The 17,088-nt window shown below is 72.2% G+C and carries 17 protein-coding genes; 8 read left to right on the top strand and 9 right to left on the bottom strand.

The genetic code is table 11. The features are described 5' to 3' along the window. Together PV419_RS45475 and coxB are read right to left on the bottom strand one after the other, a co-directional pair. Window positions 1-320 (bottom strand): cbb3-type cytochrome c oxidase subunit I (locus PV419_RS45475; RefSeq protein ID WP_319699204.1); only part of this gene is annotated, 320 nt, incomplete at its 3' end. Continuing rightward, window positions 317-1,279, bottom strand: coding sequence for a cytochrome c oxidase subunit II (coxB, locus tag PV419_RS45470; RefSeq protein WP_319699202.1), 963 nt, complete (start codon window positions 1,277-1,279; stop codon window positions 317-319). The genes PV419_RS45475 and coxB, both read right to left, overlap by 4 nt. 244 nt (window positions 1,280-1,523) lie before the next feature. Here coxB and PV419_RS45465 point away from each other — a divergent pair, with 244 nt between their 5' ends. Then, window positions 1,524-2,945, top strand: coding sequence for a cysteine desulfurase/sulfurtransferase TusA family protein (locus PV419_RS45465; RefSeq protein WP_319699200.1), 1,422 nt, complete (start codon window positions 1,524-1,526; stop codon window positions 2,943-2,945). A gap of 24 nt (window positions 2,946-2,969) precedes the next feature. On the opposite strand, the gene PV419_RS45460 is transcribed toward PV419_RS45465, so the two are convergent. After that, window positions 2,970-3,947, bottom strand: a complete 978-nt coding sequence (locus tag PV419_RS45460; protein WP_319699198.1) for a carbohydrate kinase family protein — start codon at window positions 3,945-3,947, stop codon at window positions 2,970-2,972. A gap of 250 nt (window positions 3,948-4,197) precedes the next feature. Here PV419_RS45460 and PV419_RS45455 point away from each other — a divergent pair, with 250 nt between their 5' ends. Beyond that, on the top strand, window positions 4,198-5,727 hold the full coding sequence (locus PV419_RS45455; RefSeq protein ID WP_319699197.1) for a hypothetical protein: 1,530 nt from the start codon (window positions 4,198-4,200) through the stop codon (window positions 5,725-5,727). 103 nt (window positions 5,728-5,830) lie between these two features. Here the strand turns inward: PV419_RS45455 and PV419_RS45450 are convergent, their stop codons facing one another. Then, window positions 5,831-6,184: an iron-sulfur cluster assembly accessory protein gene (locus tag PV419_RS45450; protein ID WP_319699195.1), complete on the bottom strand. Its 354-nt coding sequence runs from the start codon at window positions 6,182-6,184 to the stop codon at window positions 5,831-5,833. 229 nt (window positions 6,185-6,413) lie between these two features. Here PV419_RS45450 and nadA point away from each other — a divergent pair, with 229 nt between their 5' ends. After that, complete coding sequence (gene nadA, locus PV419_RS45445) at window positions 6,414-7,613, top strand: quinolinate synthase NadA (protein ID WP_319699193.1); 1,200 nt, start codon at window positions 6,414-6,416, stop codon at window positions 7,611-7,613. Window positions 7,614-7,680: 67 nt separating this feature from the next. On the opposite strand, the gene PV419_RS45440 is transcribed toward nadA, so the two are convergent. The 4 genes from PV419_RS45440 to PV419_RS45425 are packed head-to-tail and all read right to left on the bottom strand — an operon-like array spanning window position 7,681 to window position 10,738. Next, complete coding sequence (locus PV419_RS45440; protein WP_319699191.1) at window positions 7,681-8,361, bottom strand: response regulator transcription factor; 681 nt, start codon at window positions 8,359-8,361, stop codon at window positions 7,681-7,683. Beyond that, the gene (locus tag PV419_RS45435) at window positions 8,358-9,632 is read right to left on the bottom strand and encodes a sensor histidine kinase (RefSeq protein ID WP_319699190.1); all 1,275 of its coding nucleotides are present in this window, start codon (window positions 9,630-9,632) and stop codon (window positions 8,358-8,360) included. The genes PV419_RS45440 and PV419_RS45435 overlap by 4 nt, the downstream gene beginning before the upstream one ends. A 29-nt stretch (window positions 9,633-9,661) precedes the next feature. Further along, window positions 9,662-9,940: a PspA-associated protein PspAA gene (pspAA, locus tag PV419_RS45430; protein ID WP_319699188.1), complete on the bottom strand. Its 279-nt coding sequence runs from the start codon at window positions 9,938-9,940 to the stop codon at window positions 9,662-9,664. Between the two features lie 27 nt (window positions 9,941-9,967). Next, on the bottom strand, window positions 9,968-10,738 hold the full coding sequence (locus PV419_RS45425) for a PspA/IM30 family protein (RefSeq protein ID WP_319699186.1): 771 nt from the start codon (window positions 10,736-10,738) through the stop codon (window positions 9,968-9,970). Between the two features lie 265 nt (window positions 10,739-11,003). On the opposite strand from PV419_RS45425, the gene PV419_RS45420 reads away from it, so the two are divergent. Together PV419_RS45420 and PV419_RS45415 are read left to right on the top strand one after the other, a co-directional pair. Further along, window positions 11,004-11,603, top strand: a complete 600-nt coding sequence (locus PV419_RS45420; RefSeq protein ID WP_319699184.1) for a DUF3043 domain-containing protein — start codon at window positions 11,004-11,006, stop codon at window positions 11,601-11,603. A gap of 62 nt (window positions 11,604-11,665) precedes the next feature. Beyond that, the gene (locus PV419_RS45415; protein ID WP_319699183.1) at window positions 11,666-12,394 is read left to right on the top strand and encodes a class I SAM-dependent methyltransferase; all 729 of its coding nucleotides are present in this window, start codon (window positions 11,666-11,668) and stop codon (window positions 12,392-12,394) included. 71 nt (window positions 12,395-12,465) lie between these two features. On the opposite strand, the gene PV419_RS45410 is transcribed toward PV419_RS45415, so the two are convergent. Continuing rightward, window positions 12,466-12,669: a hypothetical protein gene (locus tag PV419_RS45410; protein WP_319699181.1), complete on the bottom strand. Its 204-nt coding sequence runs from the start codon at window positions 12,667-12,669 to the stop codon at window positions 12,466-12,468. A gap of 191 nt (window positions 12,670-12,860) precedes the next feature. On the opposite strand from PV419_RS45410, the gene PV419_RS45405 reads away from it, so the two are divergent. The 3 genes from PV419_RS45405 to PV419_RS45395 all read left to right on the top strand — a co-directional run bounded on the left by PV419_RS45405 (window position 12,861) and on the right by PV419_RS45395 (window position 17,088). Next, the gene (locus PV419_RS45405) at window positions 12,861-14,060 is read left to right on the top strand and encodes a bifunctional adenosylcobinamide kinase/adenosylcobinamide-phosphate guanylyltransferase (RefSeq protein WP_319699179.1); all 1,200 of its coding nucleotides are present in this window, start codon (window positions 12,861-12,863) and stop codon (window positions 14,058-14,060) included. Between the two features lie 85 nt (window positions 14,061-14,145). Next, window positions 14,146-15,246 (top strand): nicotinate-nucleotide--dimethylbenzimidazole phosphoribosyltransferase, encoded by a 1,101-nt coding sequence (cobT, locus tag PV419_RS45400; RefSeq protein WP_319699221.1) that lies wholly within the window; start codon window positions 14,146-14,148, stop codon window positions 15,244-15,246. Window positions 15,247-15,294: 48 nt separating this feature from the next. Beyond that, window positions 15,295-17,088: a phosphatidylglycerol lysyltransferase domain-containing protein gene (locus PV419_RS45395; RefSeq protein WP_319699177.1), complete on the top strand. Its 1,794-nt coding sequence runs from the start codon at window positions 15,295-15,297 to the stop codon at window positions 17,086-17,088.

Genomic DNA, 17,088 nt, shown 5'->3' with positions numbered 1-17,088 from the left:
TTCGCGAAGCCGGCGAACAGCGGCGTGGCGAACATCAGCAGCATGATCGTGCCATGCATGGTGAACGCCTGGTTGAACTGCTCGTTCGTCATGATCTGCGAACCGGGGCGGGCCAGCTCGGCGCGCATGAACAGCGCCAGGAGACCGCCGATACAGAAGAACGCGAACGACGTGACGAGGTAGAGCGTGCCGATCGTCTTGTGGTCGGTGGTGGTCAACCACTTGACGACGGCGTTCCCTGGTTGCTTGCGGCGCACCGGCGGCTCGTCCGCGTGTGCGGCGGCCGCGTCGGCACCCTGGGGTTCGTTGAGGATGCTCATCGGTTCTTGGTCTCCGCGTTCCTGGCAGCGTCCGTCTGCTCAATGCCCGCCGGGATGTAGCCGGTCTGGCCCTTCTTCGCCAGGTCCTTCAGGTGGGCCCGGTATTCCTTCGGAGAGACGACCTTGACGTTGAAGAGCATCCGCGAGTGGTCCTGACCGCACAGCTCGGCGCACTTGCCCATGAAGGTGCCGATCTTGTTCGGGGTCACCTCGAAGCGGTTGGTGTGCCCCGGGATGACGTCCATCTTCATCAGGAAGGGCACCACCCAGAACGAGTGGATGACGTCACGGGAAGTCAGGATGAACTGGACCTTCTCGCCCTTCGGCAGCCACAGGGTGGGGCCCGGGCTGGGGTTGCCCCGGGTCCACTCGCCGGGGGTGCCCGCCTCGTACACGCCCTCCGCGCCCTTGGGTACGCCCGCGAGCATGCGGTCCGGGATCGAGGAGACCTCCTCGGGGGTCTTCTTGGGCGTGGACAGGTTGCCGTCCACGTTCTCCATGTAGTTGAAGCCCCAGCTCCACTGGTAGCCCACCACGTTGATCACGTGGGCCGGCTTCGCGGAGGTCTTCAGGAGCTCGTTCTCATCACGCGCGGTGAAGTAGAAGAGCACCGAGACGATGATGATCGGAACCACGGTGTACAGCGCCTCGATGGGCATGTTGTACCGGGTCTGCGCCGGAACCTCGATCTTGGTCCTGCTGCGGCGGTGGAAGATGACCGCCCACAGAATCAGGCCCCAGACCAGCACGCCCGTGGCGAGCGCAGCCGCCCACGAGCCCTGCCACAGGGAGAGGATCCGCGGCGCCTCCTCCGTGACCGGGGTGGGCATTCCGAGGCGGGGGAAGTCCTTTGATGTGCAACCGGTGGCGGTCGCCAGGACCAAGCCCGCGGCCAGCGCCTGCAGCAGCTTCCGCCGCACCGGGCGCCGCGACGAGCGGTCGGAGCCGTTGGGACTCACGTAGCGCCTTCCCGAGAGTCTCGCCCGCACGGCCGCGGCCGTCTCTCTGGTCGGTCGCCGGCCCGGTGCGGGCAGGGGTTTGGATGTTTATGCGGAGCAAACCCTACTGGACGCCTTTTAGGGCTGCGCGGGGAGGGTGCCCAACGCGCCGGGGGGCTCCCCGAAGAGGTGGAGGAACCCGTTCGAACAGGGCTCGAAGAGGCGAAGACCCGAGTTCCGCGGGCTGCGACTAGCGTTTATGTACGTGCCCTACTTCGACGCCGCTTCGTCCGCCCCGCTGCATCCCATCGCCCGCCAGGCGCTGCTCGCCGCGCTCGACGAGGGCTGGGCCGACCCGGCCCGCCTCTACCGCGAGGGGCGGCGCGCCAGGCTGCTGTTGGACGCCGCGCGCCAGACGGCGGCCGAGGCCGTCGGCTGTCGCCCCGACGAACTCACTTTCACCTCTTCGGGTACCCGCGCACTGCACGACGGCATCGCCGGAGCCCTCGCGGGCCGCCGCCGGGCCGGCCGCCATCTGATCGTCTCGGCCGTCGAGCACTCCGCGGTGCTGCACGCGGCGGCCGCCCACGAGGCCGGCGGCGGCACGGTCACCGAGGTCCCGGTGGACAGCGCCGGCCGCGTCGCGCCGGGCGCGTACGCCGCCGCCCTGCGCAACGCCCCCGGCCCCACCGCCCTGGCCGCTCTGCAGTCCGCCAACCACGAGGTGGGCACCCGGCAGCCGGTGGCCGAGGCCGCGGCGGAGTGCCGGGAGGCGGGCGTGCCCCTGCTCGTCGACGCCGCGCAGTCGCTGGCCTGGGGCATGGTCGCCGGCGACTGGTCGCTGCTGACCGCGAGCGCCCATAAGTGGGGCGGCCCGTCGGGCGTCGGCCTGCTGGCCGTGCGCAAGGGCGTGCGCTTCGCCGCCCACGGCCCGGCGGACGAACGCGAGTCGGGCCGCGCCCCCGGCTTCGAGAACATTCCGGCCGTCCTGGCGGCCGCGGCCTCGCTGCGCGCCGTACGGGAGGAGGCCGCCGCCGAGGCGGAGCGGCTGCGGGAACTGGTGGACCGGATCCGTACGCGGGTGCCCCGGCTGATCCCCGACGTGGAGGTGGTCGGCGACCCGGAGCGGCGGCTGCCCCATCTGGTGACCTTCTCGTGTCTCTATGTCGACGGGGAGACCTTGCTGCACGAGCTGGACCGCGCGGGCTTCTCCGTCTCCTCCGGCTCCTCGTGCACCTCCAGCACCCTGACGCCGAGCCATGTGCTGCGCGCGATGGGCGTGCTGTCCGAGGGCAACGTCCGCGTCTCGCTGCCGCTGGGGACGCCCGAGGAGGACGTGGAGCGCTTCCTCGGCCTGCTGCCGGACGTGGTGCGCCGGGTGCGCGGGCAGTTGGGCGCGCCGGAGCGGGAGGAAGCGGCCGCGGCCGGTTCCGTCGCGTCGGGCCCTTCGGGCGGCGAGGAGGCGGAGCTGGTGGTCGACTCGCTCGGCAAGCTCTGCCCGATCCCGGTCATCGAGCTGGCCAAGGTCATCGGGAACGTCCCGGTCGGCGGCCTCGTCACGGTGCTCGCCGACGACGAGGCCGCCCGGCTGGACATCCCGGCGTGGTGCGCGATGCGCGGCCACGAGTACGTCGGGGAGCGCCCGGCCGACCGCGGCACCGCGTACCGCGTCCGCCGCCGGGCGTAGGACCTGATCTCCCCCGGGAGCCCCTCAGCCGGCGAGGTGGGGCTGGATCTCGGAGGCCGCGTCCTGGCCGTACGCCTTGGCGAAGCGCTCTGTGAAGTGGCCGCGGCGCAGCTCGTACTCCTGGGGGCCGAGGGTCTCGATGACCAGGGTGGCGAGCATGCAGCCGACCTGGGCCGCGCGCTCCAGGGAGAGGTCCCAGGAGAGCCCGGAGAGGAAGCCCGCGCGGAACGCGTCGCCGACGCCCGTCGGGTCCACCTTCGCCTCCTCCTCCGGACAGCCGACGACGATCGGCTGCTCGCCGACGCGGTCGATCCGTACGCCCTGCGCCCCGAGCGTGGTGACGCGGGTGCCGGCCTTGGCCAGGATCTCGTCCGCCGACCAGCCGGTCTTGGTCTCGATCAGTGCCGCCTCGTACTCATTGGTGAACAGGTAGTCCGCGCCCTCGACGAGCAGCCGGATGTCCTCGCCGCCCATGCGCGCGAGCTGCTGCGAGGGGTCGGCGGCGAACGGGATGCCGCGCGTACGGCACTCCTCGGTGTGGCGGACCATCGCCTCCGGGTCGTCCGCGCTGATGAGGACGAGGTCGAGCCCGCCGACCCGGTCGGCGACGGGCTGCAGCTCGATCTGGCGGGCCTCGCTCATCGCGCCGGTGTAGAAGGACGCGATCTGGTTGTGGTCGGCGTCGGTGGTGCACACGAAGCGCGCGGTGTGAAGGACCTCGGAGATATGGACGGAGTCGGTGTCCACACCGTGGCGCTCCAGCCAGGCCCGGTACTCCGCGAAGTCCGCGCCGGCCGCCCCGACCAGGATCGGCCGCAGGCCCAGGACGCCCATGCCGTAGCAGATGTTGGGGCCGACGCCGCCGCGGCGGACGTCGAGGGTGTCCACCAGGAAGGAGAGGGAGACCGTGTGCAGCTGGTCGGCGACCAACTGATCGGCGAAGCGGCCCGGGAAGGTCATCAGGTGGTCGGTGGCGATGGAGCCGGTGACTGCGATACGCACGGCTGGTCTGCTCCTGCGGGAGACGGAGGAAAGTCGGAGGGAAGCGCGCGCCTTACGCTATCGGCTCCGCCACCCCCCGCACGAACGGTTGAAACCAACCGATAGTAGCTCTTTTCTCACCGCGTGCACGATGCATACGGAGCCGGTTACGGCGCATGGAGGAACCACGCGCCCCTTCGCTCCGTCTCAGCGACGTCCCCTCGTGAGAGATGGGACGGTACAGCCAGAGCGGAGCCGAAGGAGCGAAACGGTGAGCACCGAGGACACCGACACCCCACAGACCCCCGAGGGCGAGAACCCGCACCCGCGGCGGCGTTCGCCGCTGGCCGTCGCCTCGGTGGCGGCGGCGGTGCTGCTCGCCGGTGGCGGCGGGGCGTACTGGGCCTCCACCGCCGCGGGCGGCGGCCAGGACCCGGGCGCCGCGCAGAAGGACGGTTCGCCGAAGCCGCTCGCGCTGGACGGTTACGGATCACCCGGCCGGGTGGGGATCGCGCCGGGCGAGCCGAACCCGTACGGCCGGCAGTACAAGGCCGCGGGCAAGCTGCCGGACGGGCCCGAGTCGGCGTCGGTGTACCGGACCGGCGCCAAGGTCTCCAAGGCCGAGGTGGCGCGGCTGGCCAAGGCCCTGGACGTGGCGGGGTCCCCGCGCGCGGACGGCGGCGTATGGAAGGTCGGGGGCGCCAAGGACGCGATGGGCCCGGTGCTCCGGGTGAGCCAGAAGGCGCCGGGCGGCTGGTCGTACACGGCTTACGGGTCCCCGGGCGGCACCTCCTGCGTACAGCCGCCGGACACGGGCTCCGGCGCACAGCCCTCCGACACGCAGTCCCCCGACGCCGAGGGGAGCGACAAGAGCTGCCCCTCCTACCGCGGCGGGGCCACCGACTCCAAGGGGTCCGGGTCCAAGGGCGACAAGGGGTCCACGGGATCCGACAAGGCCGTCTCGGAGGCCAGGGCCAAGCGCGCGGCCCAGCCGGTGCTGGACGCGCTGGGGCTGGACGGCGCGAAGCTGGACGCGACGCGGCTCTACGGCGCGGTGCGGGTCGTACAGGCGAACCCGGTACTGGACGACCTGCCGACGCACGGCTGGCAGACGAGTCTGCAGGTGGGTGCCGATGGACAGCTGGTCGGCGGCGCCGGTCTGCTGTCGAAGCCCGCGAAGGACGACACCTATCCGCTGATCGGCGCGGCCGAGGCGATCAAGCAGCTCAACAAGGGCGACGCCGCCTCGGACAGCGCGGACAGCGGGCCCGCGGAGCCTCAGAAGGCAGACAAGCCCGAGAAGGCCGCGAAGGGCGCCAAGGCCGACACGGTCACGGTGCGCAAGGCGACCCTGGGCCTCGCGGCGCGCTCCGTGGACGGCCGGCGGGCGCTGGTGCCGTCCTGGCTCTTCCAGATCGGGTCGTCGAGCGCGGATGACGCCGTGAACACGGTCAGCTACCCCGCCGTCGACCCGAAGTTCATCAAGAAGCCGTCCCCCTCCGGCACGTCCCCGTCCACGGGGCCCGGCAAGGACCATGTCGAGGACATCACGTCGTACACCGTGGACGGAAAGAGCCTGACGGTGCGCTTCTGGGGCGGCGTCTGCGAGTCGTACTCGGTCTCCGCCAAGGAGTCCTCCTCGCAGGTGAAGCTGGAGATCAAGGCCAAGCGGCTGCACCCGGGCCGGCCCTGCATCCTCATCGCCAAGCAGATCGAGAAGAAGGTCGAGCTGGACAAGCCGCTGGGCGACCGCAAGGTCGTGGACGCCAGGACCGGCGAGACCGTGCCCAAGCGCACGTAGGGCAGAGGCGCTCGAGAACGCCGCAGGGGGCGGGCCCGGCCGGGCCCGCCCCCTGCGGCGTCTGATCGAGGTGAGGCTGGTGACGGGAAGTGCGAAAAGCGCCTCAGCTGAACGAGTCACCGCAGGCGCAGGAGCCCGTGGCGTTCGGGTTGTCGATCGTGAAGCCCTGCTTCTCGATGGTGTCGACGAAGTCGATCGAGGCGCCGTCCAGGTACGGGGCGCTCATGCGGTCGGTCACGACCTTGACCCCGCCGAAGTCCTTGACGACGTCGCCGTCGAGCGAACGCTCGTCGAAGAAGAGCTGGTAGCGCAGGCCGGAGCAGCCGCCGGGCTGGACGGCGACGCGCAGCGCGAGGTCGTCGCGGCCCTCCTGCTCCAGCAGGCCCTTGACCTTCGACGCGGCGGCGTCGGACAGGATGATGCCCTCGCTCGCGGTGGTCTCGTCCTGAACGGTCATCTGCTTCTCTCCCGGGTCGTACGGACTGCTTGCCGTCGGCTCCAACCAACGGCGTCCCGGATTCATTCCGGGGCGGGCGCTTTTCTTCCTGCGCTGTTCATGCTCGCACACACGCGCCGCGCTCCGGAATGCGTCACATCGACGCGATGGGCATCGTCAAACTGACATGAAGCAGATATGATAGATAGCGTCATTTTGACGATTAAGGGTCCCCCGTGAAGAAAGAAGGGTGCGTGACGTGACCACCGCCCAACCCCTCGATGTCCAGCCGACACCGCTCGCCCTGCTCCTCCTCGGCCGGGAGGCCGACCCCAGGAGCGAGCGCGGCGTGGAGTGCCCCGGCGACCTGCCCGCGCCCTCCGACCCGGACCTGGTGGCGCGCGCCCGCGCGGCCAAGGCCGAGCTCGGGGACCGGGTGTTCGTGCTGGGCCACCACTACCAGCGCGACGAGGTCATCGAGTTCGCCGACGTCACCGGGGACTCCTTCAAGCTGGCCCGCGACGCGGCCGCCCGGCCCGACGCCGAGTACATCGTCTTCTGCGGTGTGCACTTCATGGCCGAGTCCGCCGACATCCTCACCGGCGACAGCCAGCAGGTGATCCTCCCGGACCTGGCCGCGGGCTGCTCGATGGCCGACATGGCCACCGCCGAGCAGGTCGCCGAGTGCTGGGACGTGCTGACCGAGGCCGGGGTCGCCGGGGTGACGGTGCCCGTCTCGTACATGAACTCCTCCGCCGACATCAAGGCGTTCACCGGCAAGCACGGCGGCACCATCTGCACCTCCTCCAACGCGAAGCGGGCACTGGACTGGGCCTTCGAGCAGGGGGAGCCCCGGCAAAACAAGGTTCTGTTCCTGCCCGACCAGCATCTGGGGCGCAACACCGCGGTCCGCGAGATGGGCCTGTCCCTGGACGACTGCGTGGTCTACAACCCGCACAAGCCGAACGGCGGGCTGACCGCCGACGAGCTGCGCGCCGCCAAGATGATCCTGTGGCGCGGGCACTGCTCGGTGCACGGCCGCTTCTCGCTGGACTCCGTCAACGAGGTCCGCGCGCGCATCCCGGGTGTCAATGTCCTGGTGCACCCCGAGTGCAAGCACGAGGTCGTGGCGGCGGCGGACCATGTGGGCTCGACCGAGCACATCATCAAGACGCTGGAGGCCGCCCCGGCCGGCTCGAAGTGGGCGATCGGCACCGAGCTGAACCTCGTCCGCCGCCTGGCGAACCGTTTCGCCAGCGAGGACAAGGAGATCACCTTCCTCGATCGCACGGTGTGCTTCTGCTCCACGATGAACCGGATCGACCTGCCGCACCTGGTCTGGTCCCTGGAGTCGCTCGCCGCCGGCAAGGTCGTCAACCGGATCCAGGTCGACCAGGAGACCGAGGCCTACGCCAAGCTCGCCCTCGAGCGCATGCTGGCCCTGCCGTAACGGACAGCTGACGTAACAGACACCTGAGGGCCCGGGGGCGAGACCCCCGGGCCCTCGGCCTGTCCGCTCACACCCGGGGCCGCACCAGCCCCGTCTCGTACGAGATCACCACCAACTGCGCCCGGTCGCGCGCGCCGAGCTTGGCCATCGCCCGGTTCACATGCGTCTTGACCGTGAGCGGGCTGACCTCCAGCCGTGCCGCGATCTCGTCGTTGGACAGTCCGCCCGCGACCTGTACCAGCACCTCGCGCTCCCGCCCCGTCAGCGCGTCAAGCCGCGCCGCGTCATACGCGCCGGCCTCCCCGTCCCGCGAGCCGCCCTGCGCCAGGAACTTGGCGATCAGCCCCTTCGTGGCGGCCGGGGACAGCAGCGCCTCCCCCGCCGCCGCGATCCGGATCGCGGCCAGCAGCTCATCGGGCTCGGCGCCCTTGCCCAGGAAGCCGCTCGCGCCGGCCCGCAGCGACTCCACCACGTACTCGTCCACCTCGAAGGTCGTCAGCATCACCACCCGGACGTCCCCGAGCCGCGGATCCTCGCTGATCATGCGGGTGGCGGCCAGCCCGTCCGTGCCGGGCATCCGGATGTCCATCAGGACCACATCGGCGCCCCTGTCGCGGGCGATCTCCACGGCCTCGGCGCCGTCCGACGCCTCCCCGATCACCTCCATGTCCGGCTCGGAGTCCACTAGCACCCGGAACGCACTGCGCAGCAGTGCCTGGTCGTCGGCCAGCAGCACCTTGATCGTCATGACTCCCCTTCGCCCCCTTGGCCCCCCTGTACACGCGGTTCCCCTGTCCGCGCCTGCAACGGCAGTCTCACCCGGACCCGGAAACCACCCTGCGGCCGGGGTCCCGCCTCGCAGCTGCCGCCCAGCGCGGCGACCCGCTCCCGCATCCCGATCAGCCCGTGTCCGCCGCCGGGATCCTCCGCCGGGGGCTGCTCGGCGCAGGGACCGTCGTCGTCGACCGTGATCAGCAGCACGGCGGAGGTGCGCACGATACGGACCTGGGCCTTCGCGTCCGGCCCGGCGTGCTTGTGCACATTGGTCAGGGCCTCCTGGACGATCCGGTAGGCGGTGAGGTCCACGGACGCCGCCAGCGGGCCGAGCCCGTCCCGGGAGACCGCCTCCACCTCCACCCGCAGCCCGGCCTGTACGAAGCCCTCGACGAGCTGGTCCAGCACCGCGAGGCCCGGGGCCGGCTCGGTGGGCGCGGCGGGGTCGCCGTACTGCCGCAGCAGGCCGACGGTGGCGCGCAGCTCCTCCAGCGCCGAGCGGCTGGCCTGTCGTACGTGCGCGAGCGCCTGCTTGGCCTGGTCCGGGCGGCTGTCCATGACATGCGAGGCGACCCCGGCCTGGACGTTGACCAGCGCGATGTGGTGGGCGACCACGTCGTGCAGCTCGCGGGCGATGCGCAGCCGCTCCTCGGCGACCCGGCGGCGGGCCTCCTCCTCGCGGGTCCGCTCGGCGCGCACCGCACGCTCCTCGATCGCCGCGATATAGGCGCGGCGGCTGCGCACCGCGTCGCCCGCGGCGGCGGCCAGCCCGGTCCAGGCGAAGATGCCGAAGTTCTCCTGCGCGTACCAGGGGCGCAGCCCGAAGAGCATCGCGGCCCCGGTGAGCAGGGCGACGGTGGCGAGGCCGACCCGCAGCGTGGTCGGCCGGTCGGTGCGTGCGGCGACCGTGCACAGGGCCACCACGACGCCGAACACGATCGAGGTGCGGGGCGGCCCCTCGTGGGCGGTGACGACTTCCACGACGGTGAGCGCGCCGGTGACCGCGAGGACGCCGATCGGGAACCTTCGGCGCAGCACGAGAGCGCCCGCGGCCAGCGCGGCCAGCAGGACGAAGAGCGGGCCGATCGGATGGTGGCCGGTGTGCGGGCTGGCCGCCGCGCCGATCAGTATCAGCGCGAAGGTGATCTGGGCCAGCAGCGTGTCCAGCGCACGCGGATGCCCGATCAGCCAGCGGTACGGACGGGCCAGACCTGGCCCGACGGCGAGGGGAGTCACGGCATCCAACCGTAAGCGCTGCGCCACCACGCCCCGTCTCAGCCCGGGATGAGACCGTCGTCCCTGAGCATCGCCCGGACTTCCTGGAGCGTCGCGTCCGGGCCGGGCAGGATCAGCTCCGAGGGCTCCAGCGAGTCGTCGGGCAGCGGCTCACCCAGTGAGCGCACCGCGTCCAGCATCGCGCCGAGGGTGCGACGGAAGCCCTCCTCGTCGCCGCTCTGCACCTCGGCGAGCAGCTCGTCGTCGAGCTTGTTCAGTCCGGACAGGTGGGAATCGTCCACCCGCATCTGCCCCTCCCCCATGATCCGTACGATCATGACGACCTCCTTCGGGGCCGGGGTGGACTACTTGTCCATATTGGGGCGGGGCTGCTCCTGCTTCTGCCCGCCCTCGATGGCCTGCTGCGGGGTGCCGCCCGCCAGCTCGGCCTTCATCCGCTGCAGCTCCAGCTCCACATCCGAGCCGCCGGAGATCCGGTCCAGCTCCGCGGCGAGGTCGTCCTTGGCCATGCCGGAGGGGTCGTCGAGCGCGCCGGAGGCCATCAGCTCGTCGAGGGCGCCGGCCCGGGCCTGCAGCTGCGCGGTCTTGTCCTCGGCGCGCTGGATCGCCATGCCGACGTCGCCCATCTCCTCGGAGATGCCGGAGAACGCCTCGCCGATCCGGGTCTGCGCCTGGGCCGCGGTGTAGGTGGCCTTGATGGTCTCCTTCTTCGTACGGAAGGCGTCCACCTTGGCCTGCAGCCGCTGCGCGGCCAGCGTCAGCTTCTCCTCCTCGCCCTGCAGCGTCTGGTGCTGGGTCTCCAGGTCGGTGACCTGCTGCTGCAGCGCGGCACGGCGGGACAGCGCCTCGCGCGCCAAGTCCTCCCGGCCCAGCGCGAGCGCCTTGCGCCCCTGGTCCTCGAGCTTGGCGGACTGCCCCTGCAGCTGGCCCAGCTGAAGCTCCAGGCGCTTGCGGGAGGTGGCCACGTCGGCGACGCCGCGCCGCACCTTCTGCAGCAGCTCCAGCTGCTTCTGGTACGAGTAGTCAAGGGTCTCGCGCGGGTCCTCGGCCCGGTCCAGGGCCTTGTTGGCCTTCGCGCGGAAGATCATTCCCATACGCTTCATGACACCGCTCATGGGCCTCGCGCGCCCCCTTCTGACGGACTACGGACTACCGGCTCCAGCACATCCAACAGACCCAGCCTACGGGCCCTGCTTCCATTACCGCACTGTTCGGACCCGCTCGCGCTCCTCCTCCAGGACGATCAGCTCCCGGGCGCCTCCGGCCCAAGGAGGAGTGAGCAGGAGGAAGGAAGAGCGCGGTGCCGTTGCGCGGTGCCGTTGCCGGATCGTTCCCCCTGGGGCTGGGGCCCACACCCTCAAACCCGTACCCTTGGGCTTTGTGTTCCGTAGCCGTTCAAAGGACGAGCAGGCCGCCACCGCCAAGGTGATCGCGGACCAGCCGCAGCAGACCCGTGACCCGCAGGCGCCCAAGGGCCGCCCGACCCCCAAACGCAGCGAGGCCCAGTCGCAGCGCCGCAGCCTGGCGAATTCTTCGCCGAAAAACCGCAAGGACGCCTCGCGACGCCAGCGCGAGTCCCGCCGCGCCGACCTCGCGCGCCAGCGCGAGGCGCTGGCCGGCGGCGACGAGCGGTATCTGCCGGCCCGTGACAAGGGTCCGGTGCGGCGCTTCGCCCGTGACTATGTGGACTCCCGCTTCTTCGTCGCGGAGTTCTTCCTGCCGCTGGCCGTGGTGATCCTGGTCCTCAGCATGATCCAGGCCGGGGCCATGCAGACCTATGTGCTGCTGCTCTGGATGCTGGTCATCCTGCTGATCGTCATCAACTCCATCGTCCTCGGTATCCAGCTCAAGCGTCAGCTGCGCAAGCGGTTCCCCGACGAGAACCTGCGCGGCGTGGTGGCGTACGCCCTGATGCGTACGCTCCAGATGCGCCGACTGCGGCTGCCCAAGCCGCAGGTCAAGCGCGGAGAGCGGCCCTGAGCGTCGCGGCGGCTTCCGGTTTCGCGGGCGGGGCGAGCGGCTGGCTCAGCGGCCTCGGGTCCTTGCGGAACACCGTCCGGCAGGCGCTGGTCGCCCGTCAGCTCGACGAGCGGATCGCGGCCCACTTCCCGGTGGGCCGGCGGCTGCACGTGCTCGACGTCGGCCTCGGCCAGGGCACTCAGGCCCTCCGGCTGGCCCGGGCGGGCCACGAGGTCACCGGGCTCGAGTCCGATCCGGCGATGCTGGACGCGGTCCGCGCGGCCCTGTCGCGCGAGCCCGAGGGCATCCGGGAGCGGATGCGCCTGATCGAGGGCGACGGCCGGGACACGGGCGCGCACTTCCTGCCGGGCGCCTTTGATGTGGTTTTGTGCCATGGCGTGCTGATGTACGTGCCCGAGCCGGACCCGATGCTCGCCGCCCTGGCCCGGGTCCTGGCGCCCGGCGGCCTGCTCTCGCTCCTGGTCCGCAACGCCGACGCGCTCGCGCTGCGGCCGGGGCTCTCGGGGGACTGGGACACCGCACTCGCCGCCTTCGACTCCCCCGCGTACACCAACCGCATCGGCCTGACCGCCCGCGCCGACCGCCGCGAGACGCTGACCACCACGCTCACCGCGATCGGCGCGCCGCTCCACACCTGGTACGGCGTGCGGGTCTTCACCGACCCGGCCCCCGACGACGCACCGGTCCCGGACGACTGGGACCGGCTGCTGGCGGCGGAGGACCGGGCCGGGCGTACGGACCCCTACAGAGCGGTGGCCGCGCTGCTGCATCTCTGCGGCGTGCGCGGCTGATCTGCGTCTTTGCGGGGTGCGCGGCTGATCTGCGTCTTTGCGGGGTGCGCGGCTGCTTCAGCCGCGCACCCTCACTCGGCCCGCAGACTCATCGGGCCGTAGATCTTCGATCCGTCTTCGAACAGAATCACCTGCTCCGCCCCTCCCTCCAGCAGGGCCTTCCACTCCTCTCCGATCCACGACTCGGCGTCCCCCTGCGTGGGAAACTCGTCGGGCTGCACCGCGGGCTTCGTCTCCGTACCGTCGGATTTCTCGAACCGCCACGTCCATGCCATGTCCGCCTCCTCCATCCCGCCGGTCACATGATGTCTGCCCCGCAGCCTAGGGGACTGATCACTCCCCACGGGGTGACCTTGACCGTCCCGCGACGGGGCGGGCCCGGGCAGTGCGCCCGCCTTCACCCGCGCCCCCTCCTACCGGACGGCCCAAGCGCGCCCGCCGCACCGGGACGCGAGACGATCGAGGCGTGGAACTCACTCTCCTGGGCACTGGAGCCCCCGCCGGGCTTCCCCGCCACGGCTGCCCCTGCGCGGCCTGTGCCGCCGCCGTCGGCGACGAGGCGCGGGCCGCGACCGCACTGCTGATCGACGGCGCGCTGCTCCTCGACCTCACCCCCGGCGCGGCCTTCGCCGCCGCGCGCGCCGGATACTCCCTGACCGGCGTCGTCCAGGTGCTCCTCTCGCACCCCCACGAGGGCCCGGCCGTCGAGTTCCCCGCCGGCCTGCCCGCGCCGGGCCGGGTCCCCGACGGCCGCGAGCTGGCCCTGATCAGCGGCCACCGGGTGCGGGCCGTCCCGCTGGACTCCCCGGGCACCGGCTACGAGGTCACCGGCCCCGACTCCACCCGACTCCTCTACCTCCCGCCCGGCGCGGCCCCGGCCGGCCTGACCGCCCCCGCCGAGCCCTACGACATGGTGCTGCTGGACGTCCTCGGCCGCCCCGGGGCGCTGGCCCACCTCCGCGCCACGGGGGCGGCCGGCCCGGCCACCGACATCCTCGCCGTCCACCTCGACCACACCGTCCCGCCCGGCCCCGAGCTGCACCGCCGGCTCGCGGCGGCGGGCGCGCGCGCCGTGCCGGACGGCGGCACGGTCGTCGTCGGCGAGTACCACGCGGTGCCGGACCTGCCCCGCCGCACCCTCGTCCTGGGCGGCGCGCGCTCCGGCAAGTCCCTGGAGGCCGAACGGCGGCTCGCGGCCCTCCCCGACGTCCTTTACGTCGCCACCGGGGGCACCCGCGACGGCGATCCCGACTGGGCCGCGCGCATCGCCGCCCACCGCGAGCGCCGCCCCGGTTCCTGGCGCACCGCCGAGACCTGCGACCTGCCGCCGCTGCTCGCCCAGGACGGCGGGCCGCTGCTGATCGACTGCCTCGCGCTGTGGCTCACCGACGCGATGGACTCCGTCGGCGCCTGGGACGACGACACCTGGACCCACGGCGGCAGGCGCGCCCTCCACGAACGCGTCGACGCCCTCGTCTCCGCCCTGCGGGCCACCCCCCGCACGGTGGTCGCCGTCAGCAACGAGGTGGGCTCCGGCGTGGTCCCCGCCACCGCGTCGGGGCGCCGCTTCCGCGATGAACTCGGCCGCCTGAACGCGGCGTTCGCGGCCGAGTGCGAACAGGTCCTCCTGGTCGTGGCCGGCCAGGCCCTCCCCCTGCGGGGCTGAGTATCGAGGCCGCGCCCCCGGCACCCGTCGCGCACTCCAGCCACACCATCCACGTACCCCCGGTAGGGTTCCGCCCGTGAGCGGTCTGAATCTCGATGACTTTGTCGACCTGATCGAGCGTCCCGACGGCGGCGTCCGGCGCGATGCCGAGGAGCGCCGGGAGCGGCTGACGCTGCCCCCGGGGACGCTCGGGCGCCTGGACGAGCTGGGCGAGTGGCTGTCCGCCGCCCAGCAGCGGGTGCCGGTCAAGCCCGTCGAGCGGCCGCGGGTCGTGCTCTTCGCCGGCGACCACGGCGTCGCGGAGCTCGGCGTGTCCGCCCGCCCCGCCGGCACCGCCCACCGGCTCGTACGCGCCGTACTCGACGGCGAGAGCTCCGTGGCCATCCTGGCCCGCCACTACGACGTGCCGGTGCGCGTCGTCGACATGTCCCTGGACTGCGACCCCGACGACCTCCCCAAGGAGGTCACCCGCCACCGCGTCCGGCGTGGCTCCGGCCGTCTCGACACCGAGGACGCGCTGACCCTGGAGGAGGCCGAGCAGGCCTTCCGCGCGGGCATGGCCATCGCCGACGAAGAGGCCGACGCGGGCACGGACATCGTCGTCCTCGGCGATGTGAGCGTCGGCGGCACCACCGCCGCCGGCACCCTGATCGCCGCGCTCTGCGGCACCGACGCCTCCGTGGTCACCGGCCGCGGCGGCGCGGGCATCGACGACCTCGCCTGGATGCGCAAGTGCGCGGCCATCCGCGACGGGCTGCGCCGCGCCCGCCCGGTCCTCGGCGACCAGCTGCAGCTGCTGGCGACCAGCGGCGGCGCCGACCTCGCCGCGATGACCGGCTTCCTGCTCCAGAGCGCCGTACGCCACACCCCCGTCATCCTCGACGGCGTGGTCTCCGCGGCCTGCGCACTCGTCGCGCAGCGCGTGGCGTTCCGCGCGCCCGACTGGTGGCTGGCCGGGCAGAACAGCGGCGAGCCGGCCCAGGAGAAGGCGCTCGACCGGATCGCGCTCGACCCGCTGCTCGACCACGGCGTCACCGTGGGCGAGGGGACGGGGGCGCTGCTGGCCCTGCCGCTGGTACGGGCGGCCGCGGCGCTCGCCGCGGAGCTGCCCGAGCGGGCCGAGCCCGCGCCCGACGACGAGGCCGAGGGGCAGGACGACTCCCCGGCGGCCGACGACATCACCTGACCACACCCGCCTCACCCCTTTCACCCCCTCTGCCCATATGCTCACGGCATGGGAGAGGTCCGTTCGAAGCCGACGACGGAGGCCACCCGGCGCGGCCACCCCTGGCCGCGCCGCTCCGCCGCCTTCGCCGTCTGGTACCTGCGCGCCGTCACCGCGCTGAACTTCCTCGGCGCGGTGTGGGTCTCCTTCGGCAACGACATCAAGCGCCACAACATCGACGAGTACTTCACCCCCTACCTCCTCACCGCGGGCTTCTTCTCCGGCGCCTTCTCGATGTTCCTGGCGATCACCATGCGCCGCCGCAAGCGCGCCGCCTGGATCCTCAACCTCGTCCTCGGCGGGCTGACCGTCCCCCTGCTGGCCCTCGCCCTGACCGGGCCGCCCGTCGCCCGGCACCCGCAGAACTGGATCTCGCTGGGCCTCACCGCCGCCTTCGTCGTCGCCCTGCTCGTGGGCCGCCGCGAGTTCTACGCCAAGGGCGACCGCGCGAACCCGAAGCTCGCGGCCGCCGTCGCCGTCGGCGGGCTGCTGATCGGCTCGCTGCTGGCGACCGCGCTGGTCACCCTCACCAACACCGCGCCCGACGACTACCGCTCCTCGTTCCTCGACCGCTGGCACTACGGCGTGCTGCGCCTGATCTCGCTCGCGGCCCTGGAAGGCCGCTTCGAGGGCATCGAGACCCCGGGCTGGGCGAACGTGGTCATCAACATCATGAGCACGGCCCTGCTCCTGCTCGTGCTGTACGCGGCCTTCCGCTCCCGCCGCGTCGTCGACCCGATCTCCGCGGAGGACGAGCGCCGGCTGCGCACGCTGCTGGAGCGGCACGGCAACCGCGACTCGCTCGGCTACTTCGCGCTGCGCCACGACAAGAGCGTCATCTGGTCGCCGACCGGCAAGTCCGCCGTGACCTATCGGGTGGTGAGCGGCGTCTCCCTCGCCTCGGGCGACCCCATCGGCGACCCGGAGGCCTGGCCCGGCGCGATCGACCGATGGCTGACCGAGGCCCGCGAGCACGGCTGGACCCCGGCCGTCATCGGCGCCGGCGAAGAGGGCGGCACGGTGTACGCACGGCATGGCCTGGACGCCCTCGAACTCGGGGACGAGGCGATCGTCGACACCGGGGAGTTCACGCTGGAGGGGCGCGCCATGCGCACCGTCCGCCAGGCCTACAACCGCGTCAAGCGCGCCGACTACACGGTCCGCATCCGCCGCCACGAGGACATCCCCGAGGAGGAGATGGCCGAGCTGCTGCGGCTCGCGGACGACTGGCGGGACGGCGAGACCGAGCGCGGCTTCTCCATGGCGCTCGGCCGGCTCGGCGACCCCGCCGACGGCCGCTGTGTGCTGCTGGACTGCGCCGACCGCGACGGCAGGCCGCGCGCGCTGCTCAGCTTCGCGCCCTGGGGCTCGCACGGGCTCTCCCTGGACCTGATGCGGCGCGACCGGGACTCGGACAACGGGCTGATGGAGTTCATGGTGCTGGAGCTGATCCAGCGGGCCAAGGAGGTCGGTGCCGACCAGATCTCGCTGAACTTCGCGGTGTTCCGGTCCGTCTTCGAGCGCGGGTCCAGGCTGGGCGCCGGCCCCGTACTGCGGCTGTGGCGCTCGCTGCTCAGCTTCTTCTCCCGCTGGTGGCAGATCGAGTCGCTCTACCGCGCCAACGCCAAGTACCGGCCGATCTGGGAGCCCCGCTACCTGCTCTTCGAGAAGAGCACCGACCTGCCGCGGATCGGCATCGCCGCGGCGCGCGCCGAGGGTTTCCTGGAGGCGCCGGGGCTGCCCAAGTGGCTGAACCGCAAGCACTTGGAGACGACGCCCGCACGCCCTGCGCCGCCACGCTGA

The sequence above is a fragment of the Streptomyces sp. ME19-01-6 genome, from assembly GCF_033793745.1.
Lineage (GTDB): Bacteria > Actinomycetota > Actinomycetes > Streptomycetales > Streptomycetaceae > Streptomyces.
Note: the sequence above shows the minus strand (reverse complement) of the source record. Positions and strands in the feature narration are given on the sequence as shown.

What these genes read in the sequence shown, in the direction of transcription:
- PV419_RS45395 (WP_319699177.1), top strand. Translation starts at nt 15,295, where the DNA reads ATGGGAGAGGTCCGTTCGAAGCCGACGACGGAGGCCACCCGGCGCGGC.
- PV419_RS45450 (WP_319699195.1), bottom strand. Translation starts at nt 6,184, where the DNA reads ATGACCGTTCAGGACGAGACCACCGCGAGCGAGGGCATCATCCTGTCC.
- pspAA (WP_319699188.1), bottom strand. Translation starts at nt 9,940, where the DNA reads ATGATCGTACGGATCATGGGGGAGGGGCAGATGCGGGTGGACGATTCC.
- PV419_RS45440 (WP_319699191.1), bottom strand. Translation starts at nt 8,361, where the DNA reads ATGACGATCAAGGTGCTGCTGGCCGACGACCAGGCACTGCTGCGCAGT.
- PV419_RS45425 (WP_319699186.1), bottom strand. Translation starts at nt 10,738, where the DNA reads ATGAGCGGTGTCATGAAGCGTATGGGAATGATCTTCCGCGCGAAGGCC.
- PV419_RS45410 (WP_319699181.1), bottom strand. Translation starts at nt 12,669, where the DNA reads ATGGCATGGACGTGGCGGTTCGAGAAATCCGACGGTACGGAGACGAAG.